The organism is Conexibacter sp. W3-3-2 (assembly GCF_009707605.1).
In the GTDB taxonomy this organism is placed as follows: domain Bacteria; phylum Actinomycetota; class Thermoleophilia; order Solirubrobacterales; family Solirubrobacteraceae; genus Paraconexibacter; species Paraconexibacter algicola.
The window spans coordinates 3,770,955-3,791,650 of sequence record NZ_WLYW01000001.1; the positions used below are offsets into that span (position 1 = coordinate 3,770,955).

The following is a 20,696-nucleotide window of genomic DNA, read 5'->3' on the forward strand; positions in this document are numbered from 1 at the left end:
GCCCGCCGCACCGCCTGACCGCGACCGGCCCCGTACGCCCACGAGGTGTGCGGGGCCGGTCCGCGTCCGGGCCCGGACATCCGTCCAGGTCCGTTGACAGCGCCGCGCAGATCCGCGCCCGCCCGCCGATGGACGGGCCGTGCGCCGCGCCCGTCCCCAGGCCCTGCTCCTCGCCCTCGCGGTCGTCGCGCTGCTCGGCGCGCCGACCGCCGCGTCCGCGGCGGTCCCGGGCCTCGGCTGGCTGCAGCGGGCCGTCGGCGTCCAGTCCCGGATCGCGGTGCCGGCCACGACCGCCGCGCGCACGGTCACGGTGGCGGTCGTGGACAGCGGTGCCGATCTCGCGCACCCGGCCCTCGCCGGTGCGCTATGGACGAACCCCGGGGAGACCGCGGGCAACGGCGTCGACGACGACGGCAACGGCCACGTCGACGACGTGCACGGCGTCAACCTCCTCGACGACACCCAGCCGCCGCTGGACCAGTCCGGGCACGGCACCGCGGTGGCCGGGATCGTGGCGGGCCGGCCGCGCTGGCGGGGCCGCAGCGGGCTCGCGTCCGGCGTCGCGCGCGTCATGGTCGTGAAGGTCCTGGGCGAGCGCTCGAAGGGCTCCACGGGCACGGTGGCGGCCGGCATCCGCTACGCCCTGGCCGAGGGGGCGCAGATCATCAACCTCAGCGTCACGACGCCCGACGACGACCCGGAGGTCGCCGCCGCGGTCGGCGAGGCGGCCGCGCGCGGGGTCCTGCTCGTCGTCGCCGCCGGGAACCACGGCCGCGATCTGCGCGACGCCCCGCTCTACCCGGCGGCCTACCGGACGCCCGACATGGTCACGGTCGGCGCGACCGACCGTGACGGCTACCTCGTGGACCTCAGCGCCTTCGGGCCGGGCGTCGATCTCGCGGCGCCGGGGCTGGACGTGCCCGCGCTCGCGCCCGGCGGGCGTGCGACGCGGTTCAGCGGCACGAGCGCCGCCGCGCCGCTGGTCTCCGGGGCTGCCGCGCTCCTGCTGGCGCGCCATCCGGGCACGCCGGTCGTCACGCTGCGCGCCGCGCTGCTCAACGGCGCCCGCCGCACGACGGCGCTGCGCGACGAGATCCGCACGGGCGCCCTGGACGTCGGCCGCGCGATCCGCCGGCTCGACCGGCGCGCCGCGGTCCGCGGCCGCTGAGCCGCCGCGTCAGCCGCGCCGCATGAGCCGCGCCACGGCGGCCATCAGCTCGTCGGTGCGCTCCGCGCGCAGCTCGTCGGGGGCGTGCAGGACGCAGTGGCGGGCGTGCTCGTCCATCAGCCCCAGCGCGACCTTGTCGAGGGCCGCCTGGACGGCGCTGATCTGCGTGAGCACGTCGATGCAGTAGCGGTCGTCGTCGACCATCCCCTGGATCCCGCGGACCTGGCCCTCGATCCGGCGCAGGCGCGTGCGCAGCTGGTCCTTCGTCGCGGTGTACCCCCGGGTCGTCGGCTCGGCCATGGACGCAGCGTAGCGGATACCCCCCGGGGGTGTGCTACCGTCGAGGCATGAGCGAGACGACCTACACCGTCACCGGCATGACCTGCCAGCACTGCGTCGCCAGCGTGCAGGAGGAGGTCTCCGAGGTCCCGGGCGTCACCGAGGTCCGCGTCGACCTCGACACCGGCCGGGTCGTCGTGGTGGGCGAGGCGCAGGACGCCGCCGTCCGCGCGGCGATCGACGAGGCCGGGTACGCGGTCGCCTGATCGTGTCCGTCGCCGCCCGCCTGAGCGCGTTCGCGCTGCTGCTCGCCGCCGTCTTCGCCGCGGCCGCGCTGGCGGGCGGGCTCGTCGACCCGGACGGTGCGTCCGACGCCACCGGGACCGCGCACGGCGCGACCGCGACGCCGCACGACACCGACGGGACGCACGGCGGCGCGTCCGCCGACGCGCACGGCGCCGGCGGCGCGTCCGACGCGGCGGACCACGGAGCGGACGCGGGCGCCGACCACGGGACGGCCGGCCACGCCGACGGCACCGCTCAGGCCGCCGCGCCGCCCGGCCTGACCGCCGAGCAGGACGGCTACCGCCTGGTCCTCGACACGGCACCGCGCACGGTCGGGGTCACCGCACCGCTGCGCCTGCGGATCCTCGGACCCGACGGGCGTGCCGTCCGGCGCTTCGACGTCGCGCACGCGCGGCGGCTGCACCTCGTCGTCGTCCGCCGGGACCTCCAGCACTTCCGCCACGTCCACCCGGTGATGGGCACCGACGGCACCTGGAGCATCCGGCTGGCGCTCCCCGCCGCCGGCACCTACCGCCTCTACGCGGACACGACGATCGACGGGGTGCAGCGGACGCTGGGCACCGACGTCCAGCTCCCGGGGACCTTCACGCCGCGGCCCGTCGCGCGCCCGGCGACGCTCGCCGACGCCGGGGACGGGCTGCAGGTCCGTCGCCGCCCCGGTCCCGCCGGCACCGTCGCGTTCGACGTGCTGCGCGACGGGCGCGTCGTGACCGGCGAGCTCGAGGACCACCTCGGCGCCCGCGGCCACCTCGTCACCCTCCGGGCCGGCGACCTCGCGTACCTCCACACGCACCCGGCCGGTGACCAGCTCGCGTTCGGCGTCGAGCTCCCCGGGCCGGGGACCTACCGCAGCTGGGTCGAGTTCCGGCTCGACGGGCGCGTGCACACCGCCGCCTTCACCGAGGTGGTGTCCGGATGAGCCGGCTGGAGCTGCCGATCACCGGCATGACGTGCGCCGCGTGCGCGAACCGCATCGAGCGCAAGCTCAACAAGCTCGACGGGGTCAGCGCGTCGGTGAACTACGCCACCGAGCGGGCCGCCGTCACCTACGAGGACGCGACCGTCGGCCCGGAGGACCTGGTGGCCACGATCCGCGCCGCCGGGTACGACGCCGCGCTGCCGACCTCCTCCTCCGAGCAGGACCCGCCCGCCGAGACCGACGAACCGACGCGCGCCCTGCGCACGCGGCTGGTCGTCAGCGCGGCGCTCGCGCTGCCCGTCCTCGTGCTGTCGATGGTGCCCGCACTGCAGTTCGACGACTGGCAGTGGCTGGCCTGGAACCTCGCGACCCCGGTGGTGCTGTGGGGCGGCTGGCCGTTCCACCGCGCCGCGTGGCTGAACCTGCGCCAGGCGACCGCGACCATGGACACCCTGGTGAGCGTCGGCACCCTCGCCGCCTGGACCTGGTCGGTCGTCGCCCTCTACGCCGGGGACGCCGGCGTCACCGGCATGACGATGGGCTTCGACCTCGTCCCCGACCGCTCCGCCTCGCTGGACCACGTGTACTTCGAGGTGGCGGCCGTCGTCGTCACCTTCCTGCTCGCCGGCCGCTTCTTCGAGGCGCGCGCCAAGCGCCGCGCCGGCAGTGCGCTCGCCGCGCTGCTCGAGCTCGGCGCCAAGGACGTCGCCGTGCTCGGGGACGACGGCGTCGAGCGCCGGATCCCGGTCGCGGAGCTACGCGTCGGGCAGCGGTTCGTCGTGCGGCCCGGGGAGCGCGTCGCCACCGACGGGGAGCTCGAGGAGGGCACGAGCGCGGTCGACGAGTCGCTGCTCACGGGGGAGTCCGTGCCGGTGGAGAAGCACCCGGGCGACGCCCTCGTCGGCGCGTCGGTGAACGTCGGCGGCCGGCTCGTCGTGCGCGCCACCCGCGTGGGCGCCGACACGGCGCTCGCGCAGATCGCCCGGCTCGTCACCGACGCCCAGTCCGGCAAGGCACCGGTCCAGCGGCTCGCCGACCGCATCTCCGGCGTGTTCGTCCCCGTCGTCCTCCTCGTCGCCACGGCGACGCTCGGGTTCTGGCTGGGCGCCGGGGAGAGCGCCGCGTTCGCGTTCACCGCCGCGGTCGCGGTGCTGATCATCGCCTGCCCGTGCGCGCTCGGCCTCGCGACGCCGACGGCGCTGCTGGTCGGCACCGGTCGCGGCGCCCAGCTCGGCCTGCTGATCAAGGGGCCGGAGGTGCTCGAGTCGACCCGCCGGGTCGACACGATCGTCCTCGACAAGACCGGCACCGTGACCACCGGCCGCATGGCCCTCCTGGACGTCGTCCCGGTCCCGGGCACCTCGCGGGAGGAGCTGCTGCGCCGTGCGGGCGCGGTGGAGGACGCCTCCGAGCACCCGATCGCGCGCGCGATCGCGGCCGCCGCGCGTGCGGAGCTCGGCACGCTGCCGGCGGTGCAGGAGTTCGCCAACCGGGAGGGCCTCGGGGTCGTCGGTCGCGTCGACGGCGTGCGGGTGGAGGTCGGTCGCCTCGCGCCCGGAACCGCCCCGCCGGCCGACGAGCCGCTGCACCTCGCGGCGCTGCAGCACGGCGGGCGGACCGTCGTGCGCGTCGTCTGGGACGGGGCGCTGCGGGGAGCGCTCGTCGTCGCGGACACGCCGAAGGACACCTCCGCTGAGGCGGTCCGGCGCCTGCGGGCGCTCGGCCTGCGGCCCGTGCTGCTCACCGGGGACAACCGTCCGACCGCGGAGGCGGTGGCCGCGGCCGTCGGGATCGACGAGGTCGTCGCCGAGGTCCTTCCCGCCGACAAGGCCGCGGTCATCCGGCGCCTGCAGGAGGAGGGCCGCGTCGTCGCGATGGTCGGCGACGGCGTCAACGACGCGCCCGCGCTCGCCCAGGCCGATCTCGGCCTGGCGATCGGGACCGGCACCGACGTCGCGATCGAGGCGTCGGACCTGACGCTCGTCTCCGGCGACCTGCGCGGCGCCGCGGACGCGATCCGCCTGTCACGGCGGACGCTCGGGACCATCAGGACGAACCTGTTCTGGGCGTTCGCCTACAACGTCGCGTTGATCCCGGTGGCGGCGGCCGGGTTCCTCAACCCCGTGCTCGCGGGCGCGGCGATGGCGGCCTCGAGCGTGCTCGTGGTCTCGAACTCGCTGCGGCTGCGGCGCTTCGAGAGCGGCGCTCCAGGGCGCTGAGCGCCGCGGCGCCCGCGGCGGTGACCGTGAGCGCGCGGCCGTCCGGACGGCGCCGGACCCAGTCCTGGGCGAGCGCCGCGTCCAGCAGCGCCGCGCCGAGCGCGCCCGCGAGGTGCGGGCGGCGCTCCGTCCAGTCCGCGCAGGCGCGCGCGAGCGGACGCGAGGCGGCGGTCGCGCGGACCGCGTCGAGATCCACCCCGAGCGCGGCGTAGGCCGGCTGCGCGCCCGCGGGGACCGCGAACCCACCGTCGTCCGCGCGCAGCGCGGCGCAGGCGACCAGCGCGTCGGTCACCCGCACCCCGACCTCACCGGCGAGGTGGTCGTAGCAGGAGCGCGCGTGGCGCAGCGCCTGCGCCCTGGTGGCCGCCCGCAGCCCGATCGGCCGCGGCGCCGGTGCCAGCCGGCCGAGCGCCTCGAGCGCCTCCGCGACCCGCGGGCCCGCGAGCGCGACCTCCCGACGCCGGCCGACCGGCGTCACCGTCACGAGGCCGGCGTCGATCAGCCGGGTCAGGTGCCCGCTGACGGTCGAGGGCGCCACGCCGACACGGGTCGCCAGCGCCCCCGCGGGAAGCGGGACCCCGCCGAGCAGCTCCTCCAGGATCCGCGTGCGGGTCGGGTCGGCCAGGACGGCGGCGATCGCGGCGAGCTCCGACGACATCGCTCCAGCGTACGGCCGCGACGGTTGGGCGGGGACCGAAGCGTCCGGCGTCTACCGTGACGGGCGTGCCGCGCACCGACCGCCTCGCCCTCGCCGCCGCCGCCGTCACCGTCCTCCTCTGGGCGTCGGCGTTCGTCGGCATCCGTGCCGCCGCCGAGGACCTCACCGCCGGCCCGCTCGCGCTCGGGCGGCTGCTCGTCGCGTCGCTGGTGCTCACGCTCGTCGTCCTCTGGCGCGGCGAGGCGGGCCTGCCGGAGCGCCGGGACCTGCCCGCGATCGCCCTGTGCGGCGTCGTCTGGTTCGGGCTCTACAACGTCGCGCTCAACCAGGGCGAGCGGAGCGTCGACGCCGGCACCGCCGCGATGCTCGTGAACCTCGGCCCGCTGCTGATCGCCCTGCTGGCCGGCGCGGTCCTGGGGGAGGGCTTCCCGCGCGCCCTGCTGCTCGGCTGCGCGGTCGCGTTCGCCGGCACGGTCGTCATCGGGGCGGGGTCGACCGCGTCCCGGCACGCCGACCTCGCCGGGGTCGCGCTGTGCGTCGGCGCCGCCGTCGCGTACGCCGTCGGCGTGACGCTGCAGAAGCCGCTGCTCGCGCGCACCAGCGCGCTGCGCATCACCTGGCTGGCCTGTCTCACGGGCACGGTCGTGCTGCTGCCGTTCTCGGCGGTCCTCGTGCGCGAGACGGGGGACGCCGACGCCGGCGCGCTCGCGTGGACCGTGTACCTGGGGATCTTCCCGACCGCGGTCGCGTTCACCACCTGGGCGTTCGCGCTCGGTCGCACGACCGCCGGGCGAATGGGGGCGACCACCTACCTCGTCCCGCCGCTCGCCGTCCTGCTCGGCTGGCTGCTGCTCGACGAGGTGCCCGCGACGATCGCGCTCGCCGGCGGCGCCCTGTGCCTGGCGGGCGTCGCGCTGGCGCGCCGCGGCAGCGGCCCGCCCGCCGCGGCGGGCACGGCGGCGGCGGCCACGTCCCCGGTGGCCGCCGCGCGCAGCGCGCCCCCGGCCGCCTCCTAGGCGGTGGCGGGAGGTCCGTTGACGCCCTTGATCGACTGCTGGCCGCGCGCCACCCGGTAGCGCCAGCCGGTGCTCGGGAGCGTCTTGGTGGTCCGGCGCTTGATCGTCTCCATGCGGACCATCTGGCAGTCGAACGCCGACGGGGTCGCGACGACCTTGCCGTACCCGTGGTGGTCGAAGTCCGCCTGGTCGACCCACGGGTTGAAGCCCCGCAGCGTGTCGATGAGCCCCGGGTCGGTCTGGGGGTTCGCGTCGTTGCCGGGCAGCACGACCCCGCCGCCGACGTCGAGCTTCGTCTCGCCGAGCGACTGCGAGGTGATCGACCCGCCGACGAACTCGGTCGCCACGGTCTCCCCGGCCGCGGTCCGCACGTCCCCGGCGATGAACGTGTGGATGTCGCCGGTGATGAAGACCGTGTCCTTGATCGCGCGGTCGCGCAGGAAGCCGAGGAGCTCCTCGCGCTCCCCCGGGTAGCCGCTCCACGTGTCGTAGGAGTAGTTCGCGCCGCCGAGGACCCGCGTCGGCATCATCGTCACCTCGTTCGCGAGCACCTTCCAGGCCGCGGTCGAGGAGCCGAGCCGCTGCTTGACCGCGTCCAGCTGCGTGCGCCCGAGCAGGGCGCGGGGCTGCTCGAGCTCCGCGCACGGGGCGACGACCGCGTCACCGCAGGGCTGGTCCTGGCGGTAGCTGCGCTGGTCCATGACGACGAGGTCGACGACGTCCCCGAACCGCAGCGACCGGTAGATCCGCTGCCCGCTGGAGCCCGCGAACGCGGGCATGCTCTCGAAGAACGCCTTGCGCGCCGCCGCCTTGCGCGCCGCGCCGTAGCGCTTGGCGGCCGGGAGACCCCCGTCCTTCTCGGCGCCGGCGTAGTTGTCCTGCACCTCGTGGTCGTCCCACAGCATCACCATCGGGAAGCGCGCGTGGACCGCCTGGAGCGCCGGGTCGGACCGGTAGAGCGAGTACTTGGCCCGGTAGTCGGAGAGCGTCAGCGCCTCCCGCACGATGTCCCGGTTCGGTCCGCTGCGGCCGATCCGGTCGTCGCGCACCGCGGTCTTCGTGCCCTTCACGGAGTGGTAGGTCTCGGAGTAGATGTAGTCCCCGAGGCAGACGACGAAGTCGAGGTCCTCCTTGGCCATGACCTCGTGCGCGTTGTACCAGCCGTGCGTGTAGTCCTGGCAGGAGAAGAACGCGAACCGCACCGGCTGCTGCGAGCCCGCGGGCAGCGCGGTGCGCAGCCGGCCGACGCGGCTCTCACCGGTCCGCGTGCTGAAGCGGTAGTAGTACTGCTCGTAGGGCTTCAGGCCGGTGAGCCGCGCCTTGACCGCGTGGTTCGCGGCGCCGCTGGTGGCGATCTGCCGGCGCTGCACGACGCGCCGGAACGCCCGGTCGGTGGCGACCTCGAGCTCGACGCGGCCGGCGCCCTCGACGCCGGTGACGCGCGACCACAGCGTGCAGCCGGTCGGGGTCGGGTCGCCGCAGATGACGCCGTCGGCGAAGCGGCCGCCGCGGAACACCGGGGCCTTGCGTGCGCTGGCCAGGCCGAGCGCGAACGTCTGCGGGGCGAGGACGACGGCACCGCCGGTCGCCGCGGCGCCGGTGAGGAAGCGCCGGCGCGTGGTCCGGGACGGGTGGGACATGGGGACCTCCTGCGGGACGGTGGGGACCCCGCGACGCTACCGGCGCGGCGACCGTCCGTGGGGGCGGTGCAGGACGCTCGACGGATGTCCGAACCGACATCCGGAGCGGGGTGCAGCGGCGGCCGCGAGCGACGGCCGCCGCGCACGCACCCGGTTCTCCTCTCCCAGGTGTGAACGCGCGGTTCACGTCCTGGATCCTGCCAGAGTCACCGGCGGGGGACGCCGGTGACTCGCCGGGTGCTACAGCGGGATGTTCCCGTGCTTGCGCTGCGGGCCCGGGTCGCGCTTGGTCGAGAGCGTCTCGAGCGCGGTGATGAGCTTCGGACGGGTCTCGTGCGGGACGATCACGTCGTCGATGTAGCCGCGCTCGGCCGCGACGTACGGGTTCGCGAACCGCGCCTTGTAGTCGTCCATGAGGGCCTGGCGGCGCTCCTCGGGCGTCGGCGAGCTGGCGATGTCGCGGCGGTAGATGATGTTGACCGCGCCCTCCGCGCCCATGACCGCGACCTCCGCGGTCGGCCACGCGAAGTTGAAGTCCGCGAGCAGATGCTTGGACGCCATGACGTCGTACGCGCCACCGTAGGCCTTGCGGGTGATGACCGTGATCTTCGGGACGGTCGCCTCGGTGTAGGCGTACAGGAGCTTCGCGCCGTGGCGGATGATGCCGCCCCACTCCTGCGTCGTGCCGGGCAGGAAGCCCGGGACGTCCGTGAAGGTGATGATCGGGATGTTGAACGCGTCGCAGGTGCGCACGAACCGCGCGGCCTTCGCCGACGCGTCGATGTCGAGCACGCCGGCGAGCGCCGCCGGCTGGTTGCCGACGATGCCGACGGCGTGGCCGTTGAGGCGGCTGAAGCCCATGATGATGTTCTTCGCGAAGTGCTCCTGCACCTCGAAGAACTCGCCGTCGTCGACGATGTGCTTGACGACGTTGCGCATGTCGTACGGCTTGTTCGGGTTGTCCGGCACGACGTGGTCGAGCTCCGGATCCATCCGCTGCGGGTCGTCGGTCGGCTGGACGCGCGGAGGCGTCTCGAGGTTGTTCTGCGGCAGGAACGAGAAGAGGTAGCGGGTCTCCTCCAGCGCGTGGTCCTCGTCCTCGAACGCGAAGTGCGCGACGCCCGACTTGCTGTTGTGCGCCATCGCGCCGCCCAGCTCCTCGAACCCGACCTCCTCGCCCGTCACCGACTTGATGACGTCGGGGCCGGTGATGAACATGTGCGAGGTTTCCTTGACCATCAGGATGAAGTCCGTGATGGCGGGGGAGTCACGGCGCCACCGGCGCACGGGCCCATGATCAGCGAGATCTGCGGGATGACGCCCGAGCAGCGGACGTTGCGGGTGAAGACGTCGCCGTAGGCGCCGAGCGAGACGACGCCCTCCTGGATGCGCGCGCCGCCCGAGTCGTTGATGCCGATCACGGGGCAGCCGATCTTCGCCGCCAGGTCCATGATCTTGCACATCTTCTCGCCCATGACCTCGCCCAGCGAGCCGCCGAAGACGGTGAAGTCCTGGGAGAAGACGCAGACGCGACGGCCGTCGATCGTGCCGTGGCCGGTGACGACCGCGTCGGACCACGGACGCTGCTTCTGCATGTCGAAGTCGTAGGTGCGGTGGCGGACGAAGGTGTCCACCTCCTGGAAGCTGCCCTCGTCCAGCAGCTTCTCGATCCGCTCGCGGGCGGTGTACTTGCCCTTGGCGTGCTGCTTCTCGACCGCAGGCCCCTCGGCGTGGATCGCCTCGGCACGCAACTCGTGGAGCTGGGCGAGCTTCTCTTCGAACGTCTCCGGTGGCTTCTGGCGCATGGGACGGGCGAGTTTATTGCGGCTGGCGCCGGGACGACCTCCCGGTGCCCCGGGAGCCGTGGGAACGCGCCCCGTCGGGGGGCGTCGACCGCCCGGACAGGGGGTGTAGCCGGGCGTCCCCGACCGGGTTCAGCGGGAGAACGGCCGGTGGTGCGCGGCGCCGAGGTCGTCCAGGACCCCGGCGAGGATCGCGCTCGTGCGCTCGGGCGACAGCGGCTCGGGGGCGGGCGCCGGCGCGGCGGGCTCGACGGCGACCGCGGCGGGCGGCGGCTCCTCGGACTCGACGGGCTCCGGGGCGCGGACGGGCAGCGGGATGACCGGGGCGGGCGCCGGCTCGACCGGGGACGGCTCGACGGGCGCCTCGGCGGCGGGCGTGGGCGCGGTGGCCCGTGCGGCGCGCGGCGGTGCCGGGGCCGACGGGGCGGGCTCCGGGGCTCGGCGGCCGAACAGCCGCGCGAAGAACCCGCGACGCCGCGGAGCCGGCTCCGGCTCCGGCTGCGGCTGCGGCTCCGGCTCGACCGGCAGGACCGAGCCGACGGTGACGGTGGGCTCCGGCGTGGCCGCCTCGACGGGCTCGGGCGCCGCGGACGCGGACGCGGACGGCTCGAGCTCGGGCGGCACGGGCTCGCGCTCTGGCGCGGGCGCGACGACGGCGTCCACCGGCGGGACGGCGGCCGCGACCGCCGGGGCCTCGGGCTCGCCGGCCCCGGCCACGCGCGCGTCGGGCGCGAACTCCACGGCCTCCGCGGTGAGGATCACCCGGGTCCCCCAGCCCGAGACCTCGAGCTCCACCGTGCCGCGTGCGCGGTCGCCCTCCCAGGCGACGGTGGTCTCGGGCTCGGTGCGGGTGATGCGGATCTCGCCGAACTCGCCCAGGTGGCGGGCCAGCGACTCGACGTCGCTGATCTCCGCCCACAGCTCGGGCGGGCTCTTCACCAGGGTGCGCTTGACGGTCGCTTCGGGCATCGCGTCCGGGATTCCACCGCTCCCGGCCGGTTCCTTCCGGCGTGGCGCGGTTACGGAGCCTGAACGGCGCCTTGCGCCCGCCACGTACCATCAGGCACATGACGGCCCGCAAACGCGCGCTGCTGCTGGCCATCGGCGCCGCCGGGGCGGTCGCCGCGCTGTCGGGCGCCGTGCTCGAGGGCTGCGTCGCGATCGGGTTCGCCGTCGAGACCTACCTCGTGTGCTGCGCCTACCTCGCGCCGTCGTTCCCCGACGACGAGGACGACGAGCCGGACGACGACGGCGGCGGCGGGGGCGGCGACGGCGGGCCGGACCTCCCGCCGGACCCGTGGCCCGACGGGTGGGAGGAGGCCCAGGCTCAGGCGTACCCGCCCGGCTTGGCGACCATGAAGAACACGGCGACGGCGACGAGTCCGGCGGCGACCAGCCCGACCGTGTAGACGCGCTGGTAGAGCGCCTCGTACTCGGCGCTGAAGCGGACGGTGCCCGGCTCGCTGCCGCTGGCGAGGTCGCGCTGCGACAGCTCGGCGAGCTTGCGCTCCTGCGGGGCGAAGAACGCGCCGCCGAGACCGAACAGCACGATCAGGATGACCATCGGCACGCTCACCCAGACGCGGTCCCAGAGGTCGCGGTCGGAGGCCAGGTAGATCCCGGCGACCAGCACGACGACCATGCCCGGCGTGATGATCCGCTTGCCGAGCATGTCCTGCGCGCCGTGCAGCGCGGGCATCGCGTGCGGGTGGCGGCCCTTGACCCAGCGCAGCAGCAGCGGGTACGCGAAGGTGATGCCGAACGCGACGACGACGCCGAGGACGTGGACGGCCGTGACGACGTCGTAGAAGAGGATGGCGGTCATGCCCGGAAGGCTACCCGGGGCGCGGACGACCGCCGACGGGTCCGGCCGCGGGGGCCGGACCCGGACCGGCTCAGAACTTCGGCTGGTACTTGCCGAACACGTCCTGCATCGCGGCGCAGACCTCGCCCATCGAGGCGCGGTCACGCAGCGCCTCGCGGATGAACGGCACGAGGTTGTCGGTGCCGCGGGCGGCGCCGCGCAGCTCCTCCAGGCGCTGCTCGACGAGCGCCTGGTCGCGGTTGGCCTTGAACGCCTTCAGGCGCTCGACCTGCTCGCGCTCGGACGCCGGGTCGACGCGCAGGAGGTCCGGGACCTCGAGCTCCTCCTCGACGAACTTGTTCACGCCGACGACGATGTCCTGCTCCAGGCGGTAGCGCTCCTGGTAGCCCCAGGCGCTCTCGTCGATCTCCGCGGTGATGAACTCGATCGCGTTGACGGAGCCGCCGAGCTCGTCGACCTTGGCGATCAGGTCGTAGGCGCGCGACTCGATCTCCGCGGTCAGCGCCTCGACGAAGTACGAGCCCGCGAACGGATCGACCGTGTCGGTCGCGCCGGACTCGAAGCCGATGATCTGCTGCGTGCGCAGCGCGGTCTTCGCGGCCTCCTCGGTGGGCAGGGCCAGCGCCTCGTCGTAGCCGTTGGTGTGCAGCGACTGCGTGCCGCCGCAGACCGCGGCGAAGCCCTGCAGGGCCACGCGGACGATGTTGTTGACCGGCTGCTGGGCGGTGAGCGTCACGCCGCCGGTCTGCGTGTGGAAGCGCAGCATCATCGACTTCGGGTTCTGCGCGCCGAAGCGGTCGCGCATGATCGTCGCCCACATCCGCCGGGCGGCGCGGAACTTCGCGACCTCCTGGAAGACGTTGTTGTGGCCGTTGAAGAAGAACGCCAGGCGCGGCGCGAAGTCGTCGACGTTCAGGCCCGCGTCGACCGCGGCCTGCACGTAGGCGATGCCCGACGAGAGGGTGAACGCGACCTCCTGGACCGCCGAGCAGCCCTTCTCGCGGAAGTGGTAGCCGGAGATCGAGACCGTGTTCCACTTCGGGACGTTGTCCTTGCAGTACGCGAACAGGTCCGTCGTGAGCCGCATCGTCGGCTCGGGCGGGTAGATGTAGTTGCCGCGCGCGATGTACTCCTTGAGCACGTCGTTCTGCGTGGTGCCGCGGAGCTTCTCGCTCGGGACGCCCTGCTCCTCGCCGACCAGCTGGTAGAGGCACAGCAGCACGGTGGCCGGCGCGTTGATCGTCATCGACGTCGACACCTGGTCGAGCGGGATGCCGTCGAACGCGGTCCGCATGTCGTCGATCGTGTCGATCGCGACGCCCGTGCGGCCGACCTCGCCGAGGCAGCGCGGGTTGTCGGAGTCGAGGCCGAGCTGCGTGGGCAGGTCGAAGGCCATCGACAGGCCGGTGCCGCCGCGCGAGAGCAGGTACCGGTAGCGCTCGTTGGACTCCTTCGCCGAGGCGTAGCCCGCGTACTGGCGCATCGTCCAGAACTGCTTGCGGTACATGTCCTTGTGGGGACCGCGCGTGTACGGGAACGACCCCGGCTCGCCGAGGCGCTCCTCCAGGTCGTCCGGCACGTCCGCCGCCGTGTAGAGCGGGGCGATCTCGATGCCGGAGTCGGTGAAGTGCCGGGGGTCGTCGGGACCGACGATCGGGGCGACGGTCAGGCGCTCGTCGCGCTCGGAGGAGGTGGCCATGCCGGAAGCCTACGCCCGACGGCGTCGACCCGGCGGTCAGCCCGCACGGCGTCCGTGCGGGTCCGCGCCACGGCAGGCCCGCGCACGGTCGCCCCGGGCAGGCTCAGCTCGAGTCCGCGGTCGCGACCACCGCGCTCCAGTCGCCCTTCGCGAGCGCGGTCGCCGGGATCCGGAACTGGAAGTTGCCGCCGTCGGCGAAGGTGAAGCCCAGCGCCTCGTCCCAGGCGAGGTGCAACAGCAGCACCGTGTCCGGCTCGGGCTCGTGGCCCTGGACGCCGGGCTCGTGGCCGAGGACCCAGTGGGTGCCCCTGAGCGTGTAGCCGTCGTCGCGCTCCCACGCGTCGCCTCGCTCGCCGTCGTCGTGGTCGTCCAGGTCGGGGCCGCGTCGGGCGCCGCCCGCGGGCGGCTCGTCCAGCCGTTCGAGCGCCTCGCCGGCCAGCTCGTGCGCCGCTCGCAGGACTCCGCGCCAGCCGCCCCTGCGGCCGGCCTCCACGACGCGGTCGACCGCTTCGCGCACGTCGACGCCGGCCTCGGAGGACCCGGCCCGCGGCCCGGGGTCGGGCCGCTCGGTCGCGCCCCGGCCGTCGTCGCCCCGGTCGGGGTCGTCCTCGCCGTCGTCCTCGGCGCTCCCGCGACCGGGATCCCGAGGAGGGGCGGCGTCGTCGAGCAGCGCGAACGCGAGGGTCGAGTACGCCTCGGCGCTCGCACCCTCGAGCCCGAGCGTCGTGGCCGTGTCGTAGCCCGTCGGCAAGGTCAGACGGGGGACGAACCCGACGTGCCGGTCGCGCAGCCGCCGACCGTCGCCGGCGGCCCCGAGCTCGGGCGGGTGCTCGCGCTCCTGCGGACGGTCTCCCGGCGGGACGAACAGCACGCGCACGGTCGACCCCGGTGTGTTGTCCGCCTCGTCCTCGAACACCTCGTCGGCGAAGTCCGGGTCGAGCACCGCGAAGAACAGCAGGACGCCTGCGTCGGGCAGGGGCGAGCCGCCCTCGACGGCCGGCAGCTCGGCCAGGTCGACCGCGGCGAGAAAGGTCAGCGCCCGTCCGCCGCTGGTCCGAGGCCAGTCCGTGCCCGGCGGCAGGAGCGCGGGCCCGCCGAGCCGACTCGTGACCGGTCCGGTCGCCGGCTCGGCGCGCAGGCCCCACTCTGCGATCTCGTGCGCGAGCCGCCCGGCGTGCTCGGGCAGGCCGCCGTCGGTGAGGAAGCGCTCGAGCGTGGCCCGGTCGCGGTTCGCGGCCGACCAGTCGGCGGGCTCGTCGACCGCCGGGGCGCTCAGCGAGCGTCGGAACGCCGCGACGTGCTCGGCGCCGTGGACCTCGGCGGCGGCCTCCCAGCCGATCTCGTACTCGCTGTCGTACAGGGTCGCGAGCTCCACGAGGTGCAGGAACGGGTCGATCGCACCCGCCGGCACCTCCTGCGCGAGATTCCGCGCGAGCCCCCGGCGAACGTCGCCGAGCACCCGGACACAGCGGTGCAGGTCGGGCTCCGTCCCGTCGTGCGCGGCCATGGTGTTGAACTCGCGGCACGCCTGGAGGGTGGCGGCGTCGCAGGCGGGCTGCAGCGGCGCGGTCGCCTTGTGCCCCGGGCGGTCACGGGTGGCGCGCAGCGCTTCGAGCGCTCCGCCGCTTGCCGGGCGCGCCCGCGCGTCCCGGCGGATCGCGTCGCCCCCGACGGTCACCTGTCCGGGGAGGGGGCCGGGTCGGGGCTCGTGATCGCGGCGGGCGTCGACCCGGACGACGAACGGCTCCTGCACGTCGAGCCCGGCGACCGTCACGACGATCGCGCGGGTCAACCCGGAGACGAGATCCGCGACGAGCGCGTCGTCGTCGGCCCGCGGCGGCTCCGGACGGTGCGTCACGGCCGACCAGACCACCCGGTCGCCGTCCGGGTCGGCGTCCGCCGCGTCGAGCGCCTGCGAGAGCGCGGGCACGAGCGCCTGCGCGTCGGTCACGGGCGGCTCGTCATCGTGCCCGGGGGCCTGGAACCGTCCGAGGCCGGTGAACCCGCGGCGCAGCTCGTCCAGTCGGCCCTCGTCGTCGAACGTCGCCCGGAGCGTGACGCGGGTGCCGACCTCGTTCTCCCAGGTGCTGGCGGCCGCCCCGCGCGCCGGGCGCCCTTCGATCCACGTCCAGCGCTCGACCTCGACGTCCTGGCCGTTCTCGGTGGTGGCGACGAGGACGACCCGGCCGTCCTCGTCGAGGACGAGCTGCTCGACCGTGCCCGGGTGTCGCACGCGCGTGATCCCCCCGGCCGCGGGAAGTGCGGCGCTCAGGACCAACGGCGCCGCGCCCTCCGGGCCGGGGCGTTCGTGGATGACGATCGTGCCGTCGGCGTCGAGGCCGACGCGCTCGTCGCGGTCCCGCGGTGGCGGGCCGAACTCCCCCGGGGGCCGGCCGGAGCGCTCCTGCGCCCAGGGCACCGGGTCCGGGCCGCCGTGACGGATGTCGTCCCGCCAGGAGACGACCCGCGACCGTGCGAGCGCGCGGAACGCGTCAGCGCCGCCGTCGGCGCGGATGCGTGCGAACGTCTCCAGGACGGTACGGCAGGCGTCCCGGAGGATGGGCTCGGTCACCACAGGACCGCGCAGCCATACTCCCGCAGGCGCGGGTCGCCGGTGACCAGGACGCACCGCTCGAGCATCGCCTGCGCGACGATGACCCGGTCGAACGGGTCGCCGTGCACGAGCGGGAGGTCCGCGGCGAACCGGCCGTGCGCCGCGGTGATGGGGACTTCGGCGATGTCGGCCGTCTGGAGGACGTCGTGGAGGTCGACGCCGGTGTACTTCCCGGCCTTGCGCTTGATCGTGAGCTCCCAGACGCTCGCCGCGCTGAGCAGTCGCTCGTTGCCGGGATCGTCGATGGCCTCGCCGGCGCGCTGGCTCAGCCGCGGGTCGTCCGTGACCCACCAGACGGCGGCATGGGTGTCCAGCAGCAGCCTCACCCGGCCTCGCCGGACGGCAGGATCCCGAACATCCGCCCGTAGAGCTCCTCGTCTCCCGGCAGGTCGATCTCGCTCGACCTCACGTGCTTGAACAGGCCCCGGCCCCGCACCTCCCGAGGGCCGCCGTCGACCTCGACCACCGGGACGAGCTTGGCGACCGGACGGCCACCGCGGGTGACGAGGACCTCCGCCCCGGCCTCGACCTCGCGCATGAGCGAGGACAGGTTGGTCTTCGCCTCGTGGATGCCGACGGTCTTCACGGAGCCCAACCTAGACCCCGCGGACCAACAGGTCAACCAGTCCGACTAACTACGTTGCGCGACCACGGTCGTGTGGAACGGCGTGCGGTGCTCCTGCACGACCTCGAAGCCGGTCGCGCCGAGCATCGCGCGCAGCGCGCTCGGGGTGATCGCCCAGTACCAGTTGACGTAGCTGCGGGCCGGGTCGAACGGCTCGGTGTGCGTCGGGTGGATCCCCGGCTCGGGCGCGAACACGCAGACGTTCCGCGCGCCGATCCGCTCGGGGATCGTCTCGGTCGCGAGGATCAGCGTCTCGCGCGTCACGGAGCGCAGCCGCTCGAGCGTCAGCAGTGGGTGTGGCGCGTGGTAGAGCACCCCGCTGCACCAGACGACGTCGTGCGGGCCGAGCCCGGCGAGCGCCACCTCGTCGTGCAGGTCCCCCTGCACGAACCGCATCCGCGAGCGACGGCGGGCGTGCTCGGCCTGGAACTCCGGGGTCTCGCCCATGAGGTCCATGCCGCTGACCTCGCTGGCGCCCGCGTCCTCGGCGGCGAACGCGATCGCCCCGTGCACCGACCACATGCAGCCCACGTCCGCGAACGACCGGCCGGCGACGTGCGCGGCGACGAGCTCCTCACGGGGCGGGGTGGCGCGCGAGAGCCGGGCGCGCAGGCGGGCGGGGATGAGCGGCGTCACGGTGCGCGGCAGGCTACCCGCCCGCCGCGCCCGGGCGGCCTACGAGCAGATCCGGATCTTCAGCGAGACCGACTTCTTCGGGACCTTCTTGGTCTTGCGGACCTTGATGAACGCGCGGGCGCGCATCGTGATCGTGCTGCCCTTCGCCGCGGTCGCGGTGGCCGTGAGGGTCTGGCGGAACGGCGCCTTGCGGTCGGTGCGCAGGATCCGGCCGTCGATCGAGAAGTCGACCTTCGTGACCTTTACGAACAGGTTGCCCTTGCGCTTCTGCTTGCGGACCGTGAGCGTGGCGGTGAAGCGTCCTCCGCGCGGCACGCACGTGCGCGGGCCCGACACCGTGAAGCTGCCGCCGTTGGACGACCCGCTGGCGCTCGACGGCAGCCCCGAGGGCCCACCCGGCACGAACGTCGGCGTGGTGGGCGTCGGGGTGGGGGACGGGATCACCGGCGTCGGCGTCGTGGCGGGGACCGCCGGGGTGAGGTCCGCGGCGCGCAGCAGGTTGCCCTCCCCCTTGTAGACGACGAGACCCTGGCCGCTGTCGTCGATCCCGACGTCCGGGAACGTGCCGCTCTCCGCCGCGACGACCCGCAGCGCGTAGGTCGCCCCGCCGTCGCTGGACACCATCGCGTAGACGGCGCCCCCGAGCGCGCCCGCCCGCACGCTATCGCCCCCGTCCTCGGACGCGTCGCTGCGCGACAGCGAGCCCGTGAACGGCACGGTCGCGACGGGCGCGCCGAACGAGCCGCCCGCGAGCTTGCGCACGCGCACGGTGCCCCCGGTGCGCGAGAACGCGTAGGTCTGCCCGCCGCCGGACACGACGTCCGTGTCCTTCTCGCCCGCGCCCAGGAGCGTCGGGCCGACCCAGTTGCCGACGAGGTCCGCGCCCGCCTGGTCGGGGAGCGTCCAGAAGTAGGCGTTGTCGAGGTTGTTCGCCACCGCGACGAGCCCGGGGGCGCCCGCCCGCGCGACCGCGAGGTCGTAGACGAGGAACGGCACGCCGCCGTCCCCGAGCATCGCGGAGGTGTCGGTCGCCGCCTCCGACCCGTCGAGCGCCCAGCGGTCCATCCGGCGCCCCGAGTTCGTCGACGGGGTCAGCACGAACCCGCCGTCGAGCCGCAGCGGGCGCCGCGCGTCGGTCCCCGGGTTCGCGTCGCTGACCGCGGTCGGACCGGTCCACGTCGCGCCGTCGTCGACCGACCGCCAGATCCGGACGTTCCCGGCGACGTAGCGCGTGTCGACGAGGGTCAGCTCGCCGGAGCCCGCGTTGCGCAGCAGCCACGGCTGCTCGACGTCGGACGGCGCGCCGATCGTCGCGGTCGCCGCGCACGCCCGCGCGCCGCGCGGCAGGCGGCAGAACGCCACCTGGGTGGCGCTCGTCTGCCAGGCCACGTAGGCGGTCCCGTCGGCGTCGTTCATCGCGACGGAGAACTTGTCGTTGCCGTTGGTGGTGGTCCCGAGGGTGAAGGGCGTGCCCGCCGTGGCGGGGGCGGCGGCGAGCAGGGTCGCGGCCGTGACCAGGGAGACCGTCGTGCGCATCCGGTGCATGACCGGCGACGCTAGCCCCGCACCCGCGAGCGGTCCAGCGATACGAGACGGATGTGCGACCCGCGCCGTCCGCGGCGCTGCGCCGTCGCGCCGCGCCAGCCGCCATGATCCCCGCCATGGAGCGGTTGCGCGGACGGATCGGACGCCCGGAGGCGCTCGCCTGGGGCCTGCTCGTGCTCGGCGCGCTCGTCCTGCGGCTGATCGACCTCGGCGACCGCTCGTTCCACCACGACGAGAGCCAGATCGCGTACTTCTCGTGGTCGACGATCACGCAGCAGCACACCTACGAGTACAACCCGCTGCTGCACGGCCCGTGGCAGTACTACGCCACCGCGCTCACCTACAAGCTGTTCGGCGTCTCCGACTTCGCCGCCCGCTCGGGGCCCGCGCTGCTCGGCACGCTGATGGTCGCGATGCCGTTCTTCGTGCGCCGGCACATCGGCCGCATCGCCGCCTACTCCGCGGCCGTCGGGCTCGCGATCGGCCCGTCCTACCTCTACTACTCGCGCTTCACGCGCGAGGACATCCACATCGCCGCGATGACGCTCGCGGTGATCGTGATCGTCATCCGGATGCTCGACACGCCCCGCCGCTGGCATCCGCCCGTGCTGTTCGCGCTGCTCGCCGCGACGCTCACGGTCAAGGAGTCCGGCCTGATCTTCGGGTTCCTCTGCGCGCTGTTCATCGTCGCGCTGCTCGTCGGGGCGCGCGTACGGCACACCGGACGCACCCGTGCGGTGCAGGTGGCGCTCGCCGTCGGCTGGCGCCCGTGGGTGCTGGCGGGCCTCGCGTTCGTGCTCGTCTACTGCGCGTTCTTCTCGAGCTTCGGCAGCCACTGGGCCGGCATCTGGGACGGGATCTACGAGGGCCCGAAGTACTGGATCGACCAGCACGACGTCGGCCGCGGCGGGGAGCGCTGGTACCTCTACGCGGGGATCCTCGGCGGCTACGAGTGGCCCGTCGTCCTGTTCGGCCTGGTCGGGGCGATCGCCGTGCTGCGCTGGGCGGTGCGCCCGTCGACGGAGATCCCGGGGTTCACCGACCGGGTCGTCCCGCACGTGCGCGTGCTCGCCGTCTTCCTCGTCTGGCTGTTCGTCGCCTCGTTCACCGGCTACTCGATCGCCGGGGAGCGGTTCGCGTGGCTGATCCTCCACCCGCTGCTGCCGCTGCTGCTGCTCGCCGGGATCGGCCTGCAGGTCGTGTGGGCGGGCCGCGACCGGGTGCTGCCGCGGGTCGCGCTCGGCCTGCTCGTGCTCGGCCTCGCGTCGACGGTCTACTCCTCCTACCGGGTCAACGCCGACGACCCGGTCGACCCCAGCGAGCTGCTCGTCACCACCCAGTCCGGCCCGGAGATCCCGGCGGCCTCGCAGCGGCTGCACGACCTCGACACCAAGCTCCAGCGCTCGCAGGGCCGCCGGCTCAGCATCACGATCGACCCCAACGACGGGGCGTCGTTCCCGTGGGCCTGGTACCTGCGGGACCTGCAGGTCTCCTACGACGCCGGGGTGCGGACACCCGGCTACACCCCGTCGACGGACGCGCTGGTCCTGACCGCCGGATCGCAGGTCGCGGGCCTCGGCGGCCTGCAGGCGTACGATGCGCGCCCGATCCTGCTGCGGTCCGGCTGGGCGCGCGACTGGGGGGACGCGACGCCGCGCGCGTGGTGGAACTGGTACTTCAAGCGGCAGGCGTGGGGCCCGCTCTCGGACCTCGACGAGACGCTGTTCATCCGGAAGGGGCTCTAG

18 protein-coding genes and 1 pseudogene are annotated in these 20,696 nt (G+C 74.5%); 7 read left to right on the forward strand and 12 right to left on the reverse strand.

From position 1 onward, the window contains the following. The first annotated feature begins 139 nt into the window (after positions 1 to 139). Positions 140 to 1,168: a S8 family serine peptidase gene (locus GKE82_RS18150; protein ID WP_154734259.1), complete on the forward strand. Its 1,029-nt coding sequence runs from the start codon at positions 140 to 142 to the stop codon at positions 1,166 to 1,168. Positions 1,169 to 1,177: 9 nt separating this feature from the next. Here the strand turns inward: GKE82_RS18150 and GKE82_RS18155 are convergent, their stop codons facing one another. Next, positions 1,178 to 1,468, reverse strand: coding sequence for a metal-sensitive transcriptional regulator (locus tag GKE82_RS18155; RefSeq protein WP_107568469.1), 291 nt, complete (start codon positions 1,466 to 1,468; stop codon positions 1,178 to 1,180). 47 nt (positions 1,469 to 1,515) lie between these two features. Between GKE82_RS18155 and GKE82_RS18160 the strand changes: the two genes are divergently transcribed. From GKE82_RS18160 to GKE82_RS18170, 3 genes are read left to right on the forward strand one after another with little or no spacing between them, the layout of a single operon-like run. Then, positions 1,516 to 1,713, forward strand: coding sequence for a heavy-metal-associated domain-containing protein (locus GKE82_RS18160; RefSeq protein WP_107568470.1), 198 nt, complete (start codon positions 1,516 to 1,518; stop codon positions 1,711 to 1,713). Positions 1,714 to 1,715: 2 nt separating this feature from the next. Beyond that, on the forward strand, positions 1,716 to 2,672 hold the full coding sequence (locus GKE82_RS18165) for a hypothetical protein (RefSeq protein WP_154734260.1): 957 nt from the start codon (positions 1,716 to 1,718) through the stop codon (positions 2,670 to 2,672). Next, positions 2,669 to 4,891 (forward strand): cation-translocating P-type ATPase, encoded by a 2,223-nt coding sequence (locus tag GKE82_RS18170; protein WP_154734261.1) that lies wholly within the window; start codon positions 2,669 to 2,671, stop codon positions 4,889 to 4,891. The genes GKE82_RS18165 and GKE82_RS18170 overlap by 4 nt, the downstream gene beginning before the upstream one ends. Here the strand turns inward: GKE82_RS18170 and GKE82_RS18175 are convergent. Further along, positions 4,788 to 5,549, reverse strand: coding sequence for a helix-turn-helix transcriptional regulator (locus GKE82_RS18175; RefSeq protein ID WP_154734262.1), 762 nt, complete (start codon positions 5,547 to 5,549; stop codon positions 4,788 to 4,790). The two genes, GKE82_RS18170 and GKE82_RS18175, sit on opposite strands and share 104 nt — an antisense overlap. Before the next feature lie 65 nt (positions 5,550 to 5,614). Here GKE82_RS18175 and GKE82_RS30950 point away from each other — a divergent pair, with 65 nt between their 5' ends. Beyond that, positions 5,615 to 6,565, forward strand: coding sequence for a DMT family transporter (locus GKE82_RS30950; protein ID WP_309233690.1), 951 nt, complete (start codon positions 5,615 to 5,617; stop codon positions 6,563 to 6,565). Here the strand turns inward: GKE82_RS30950 and GKE82_RS18185 are convergent. From GKE82_RS18185 to GKE82_RS18195, 3 genes and pseudogenes are all read right to left on the reverse strand, one after another. After that, positions 6,562 to 8,205: an alkaline phosphatase gene (locus tag GKE82_RS18185; protein ID WP_154734263.1), complete on the reverse strand. Its 1,644-nt coding sequence runs from the start codon at positions 8,203 to 8,205 to the stop codon at positions 6,562 to 6,564. The two genes, GKE82_RS30950 and GKE82_RS18185, sit on opposite strands and share 4 nt — an antisense overlap. 240 nt (positions 8,206 to 8,445) lie before the next feature. Next, a pseudogene (locus GKE82_RS30025) lies at positions 8,446 to 10,010 on the reverse strand (acyl-CoA carboxylase subunit beta). Between the two features lie 129 nt (positions 10,011 to 10,139). Next, complete coding sequence (locus GKE82_RS18195) at positions 10,140 to 10,976, reverse strand: hypothetical protein (protein WP_154734264.1); 837 nt, start codon at positions 10,974 to 10,976, stop codon at positions 10,140 to 10,142. A 98-nt stretch (positions 10,977 to 11,074) separates the two neighbouring features. On the opposite strand from GKE82_RS18195, the gene GKE82_RS18200 reads away from it, so the two are divergent. Further along, positions 11,075 to 11,416 carry a hypothetical protein gene (locus GKE82_RS18200; RefSeq protein WP_107568478.1) on the forward strand — a complete coding sequence of 114 codons (342 nt, stop codon included), beginning with the start codon at positions 11,075 to 11,077 and terminating at the stop codon, positions 11,414 to 11,416. Here GKE82_RS18200 and GKE82_RS18205 read toward each other — a convergent pair. From GKE82_RS18205 to GKE82_RS18235, 7 genes are all read right to left on the reverse strand, one after another. Beyond that, a complete protein-coding gene (locus GKE82_RS18205; protein ID WP_107568479.1) occupies positions 11,335 to 11,832 on the reverse strand; it encodes a DUF2269 family protein in 498 nt (165 codons plus the stop codon). The two genes, GKE82_RS18200 and GKE82_RS18205, sit on opposite strands and share 82 nt — an antisense overlap. A 70-nt stretch (positions 11,833 to 11,902) precedes the next feature. Further along, the gene (locus GKE82_RS18210) at positions 11,903 to 13,531 is read right to left on the reverse strand and encodes a methylmalonyl-CoA mutase (RefSeq protein WP_107568480.1); all 1,629 of its coding nucleotides are present in this window, start codon (positions 13,529 to 13,531) and stop codon (positions 11,903 to 11,905) included. 103 nt (positions 13,532 to 13,634) lie between these two features. Then, on the reverse strand, positions 13,635 to 16,103 hold the full coding sequence (locus GKE82_RS30955; RefSeq protein WP_154734265.1) for a DUF1963 domain-containing protein: 2,469 nt from the start codon (positions 16,101 to 16,103) through the stop codon (positions 13,635 to 13,637). Next, the gene (locus GKE82_RS18220) at positions 16,100 to 16,471 is read right to left on the reverse strand and encodes a type II toxin-antitoxin system VapC family toxin (RefSeq protein ID WP_107568482.1); all 372 of its coding nucleotides are present in this window, start codon (positions 16,469 to 16,471) and stop codon (positions 16,100 to 16,102) included. The genes GKE82_RS30955 and GKE82_RS18220 overlap by 4 nt, the downstream gene beginning before the upstream one ends. Continuing rightward, the gene (locus tag GKE82_RS18225; protein WP_309233692.1) at positions 16,468 to 16,731 is read right to left on the reverse strand and encodes a type II toxin-antitoxin system prevent-host-death family antitoxin; all 264 of its coding nucleotides are present in this window, start codon (positions 16,729 to 16,731) and stop codon (positions 16,468 to 16,470) included. Before GKE82_RS18225 ends, GKE82_RS18220 begins: the two co-directional genes overlap by 4 nt. Before the next feature lie 45 nt (positions 16,732 to 16,776). Continuing rightward, positions 16,777 to 17,406, reverse strand: a complete 630-nt coding sequence (locus GKE82_RS18230; protein ID WP_154734267.1) for a bifunctional 2-polyprenyl-6-hydroxyphenol methylase/3-demethylubiquinol 3-O-methyltransferase UbiG — start codon at positions 17,404 to 17,406, stop codon at positions 16,777 to 16,779. A gap of 39 nt (positions 17,407 to 17,445) precedes the next feature. Beyond that, complete coding sequence (locus GKE82_RS18235; protein ID WP_107568485.1) at positions 17,446 to 18,951, reverse strand: hypothetical protein; 1,506 nt, start codon at positions 18,949 to 18,951, stop codon at positions 17,446 to 17,448. Positions 18,952 to 19,067: 116 nt separating this feature from the next. On the opposite strand from GKE82_RS18235, the gene GKE82_RS18240 reads away from it, so the two are divergent. Then, the gene (locus GKE82_RS18240; protein ID WP_196189301.1) at positions 19,068 to 20,696 is read left to right on the forward strand and encodes a flippase activity-associated protein Agl23; all 1,629 of its coding nucleotides are present in this window, start codon (positions 19,068 to 19,070) and stop codon (positions 20,694 to 20,696) included.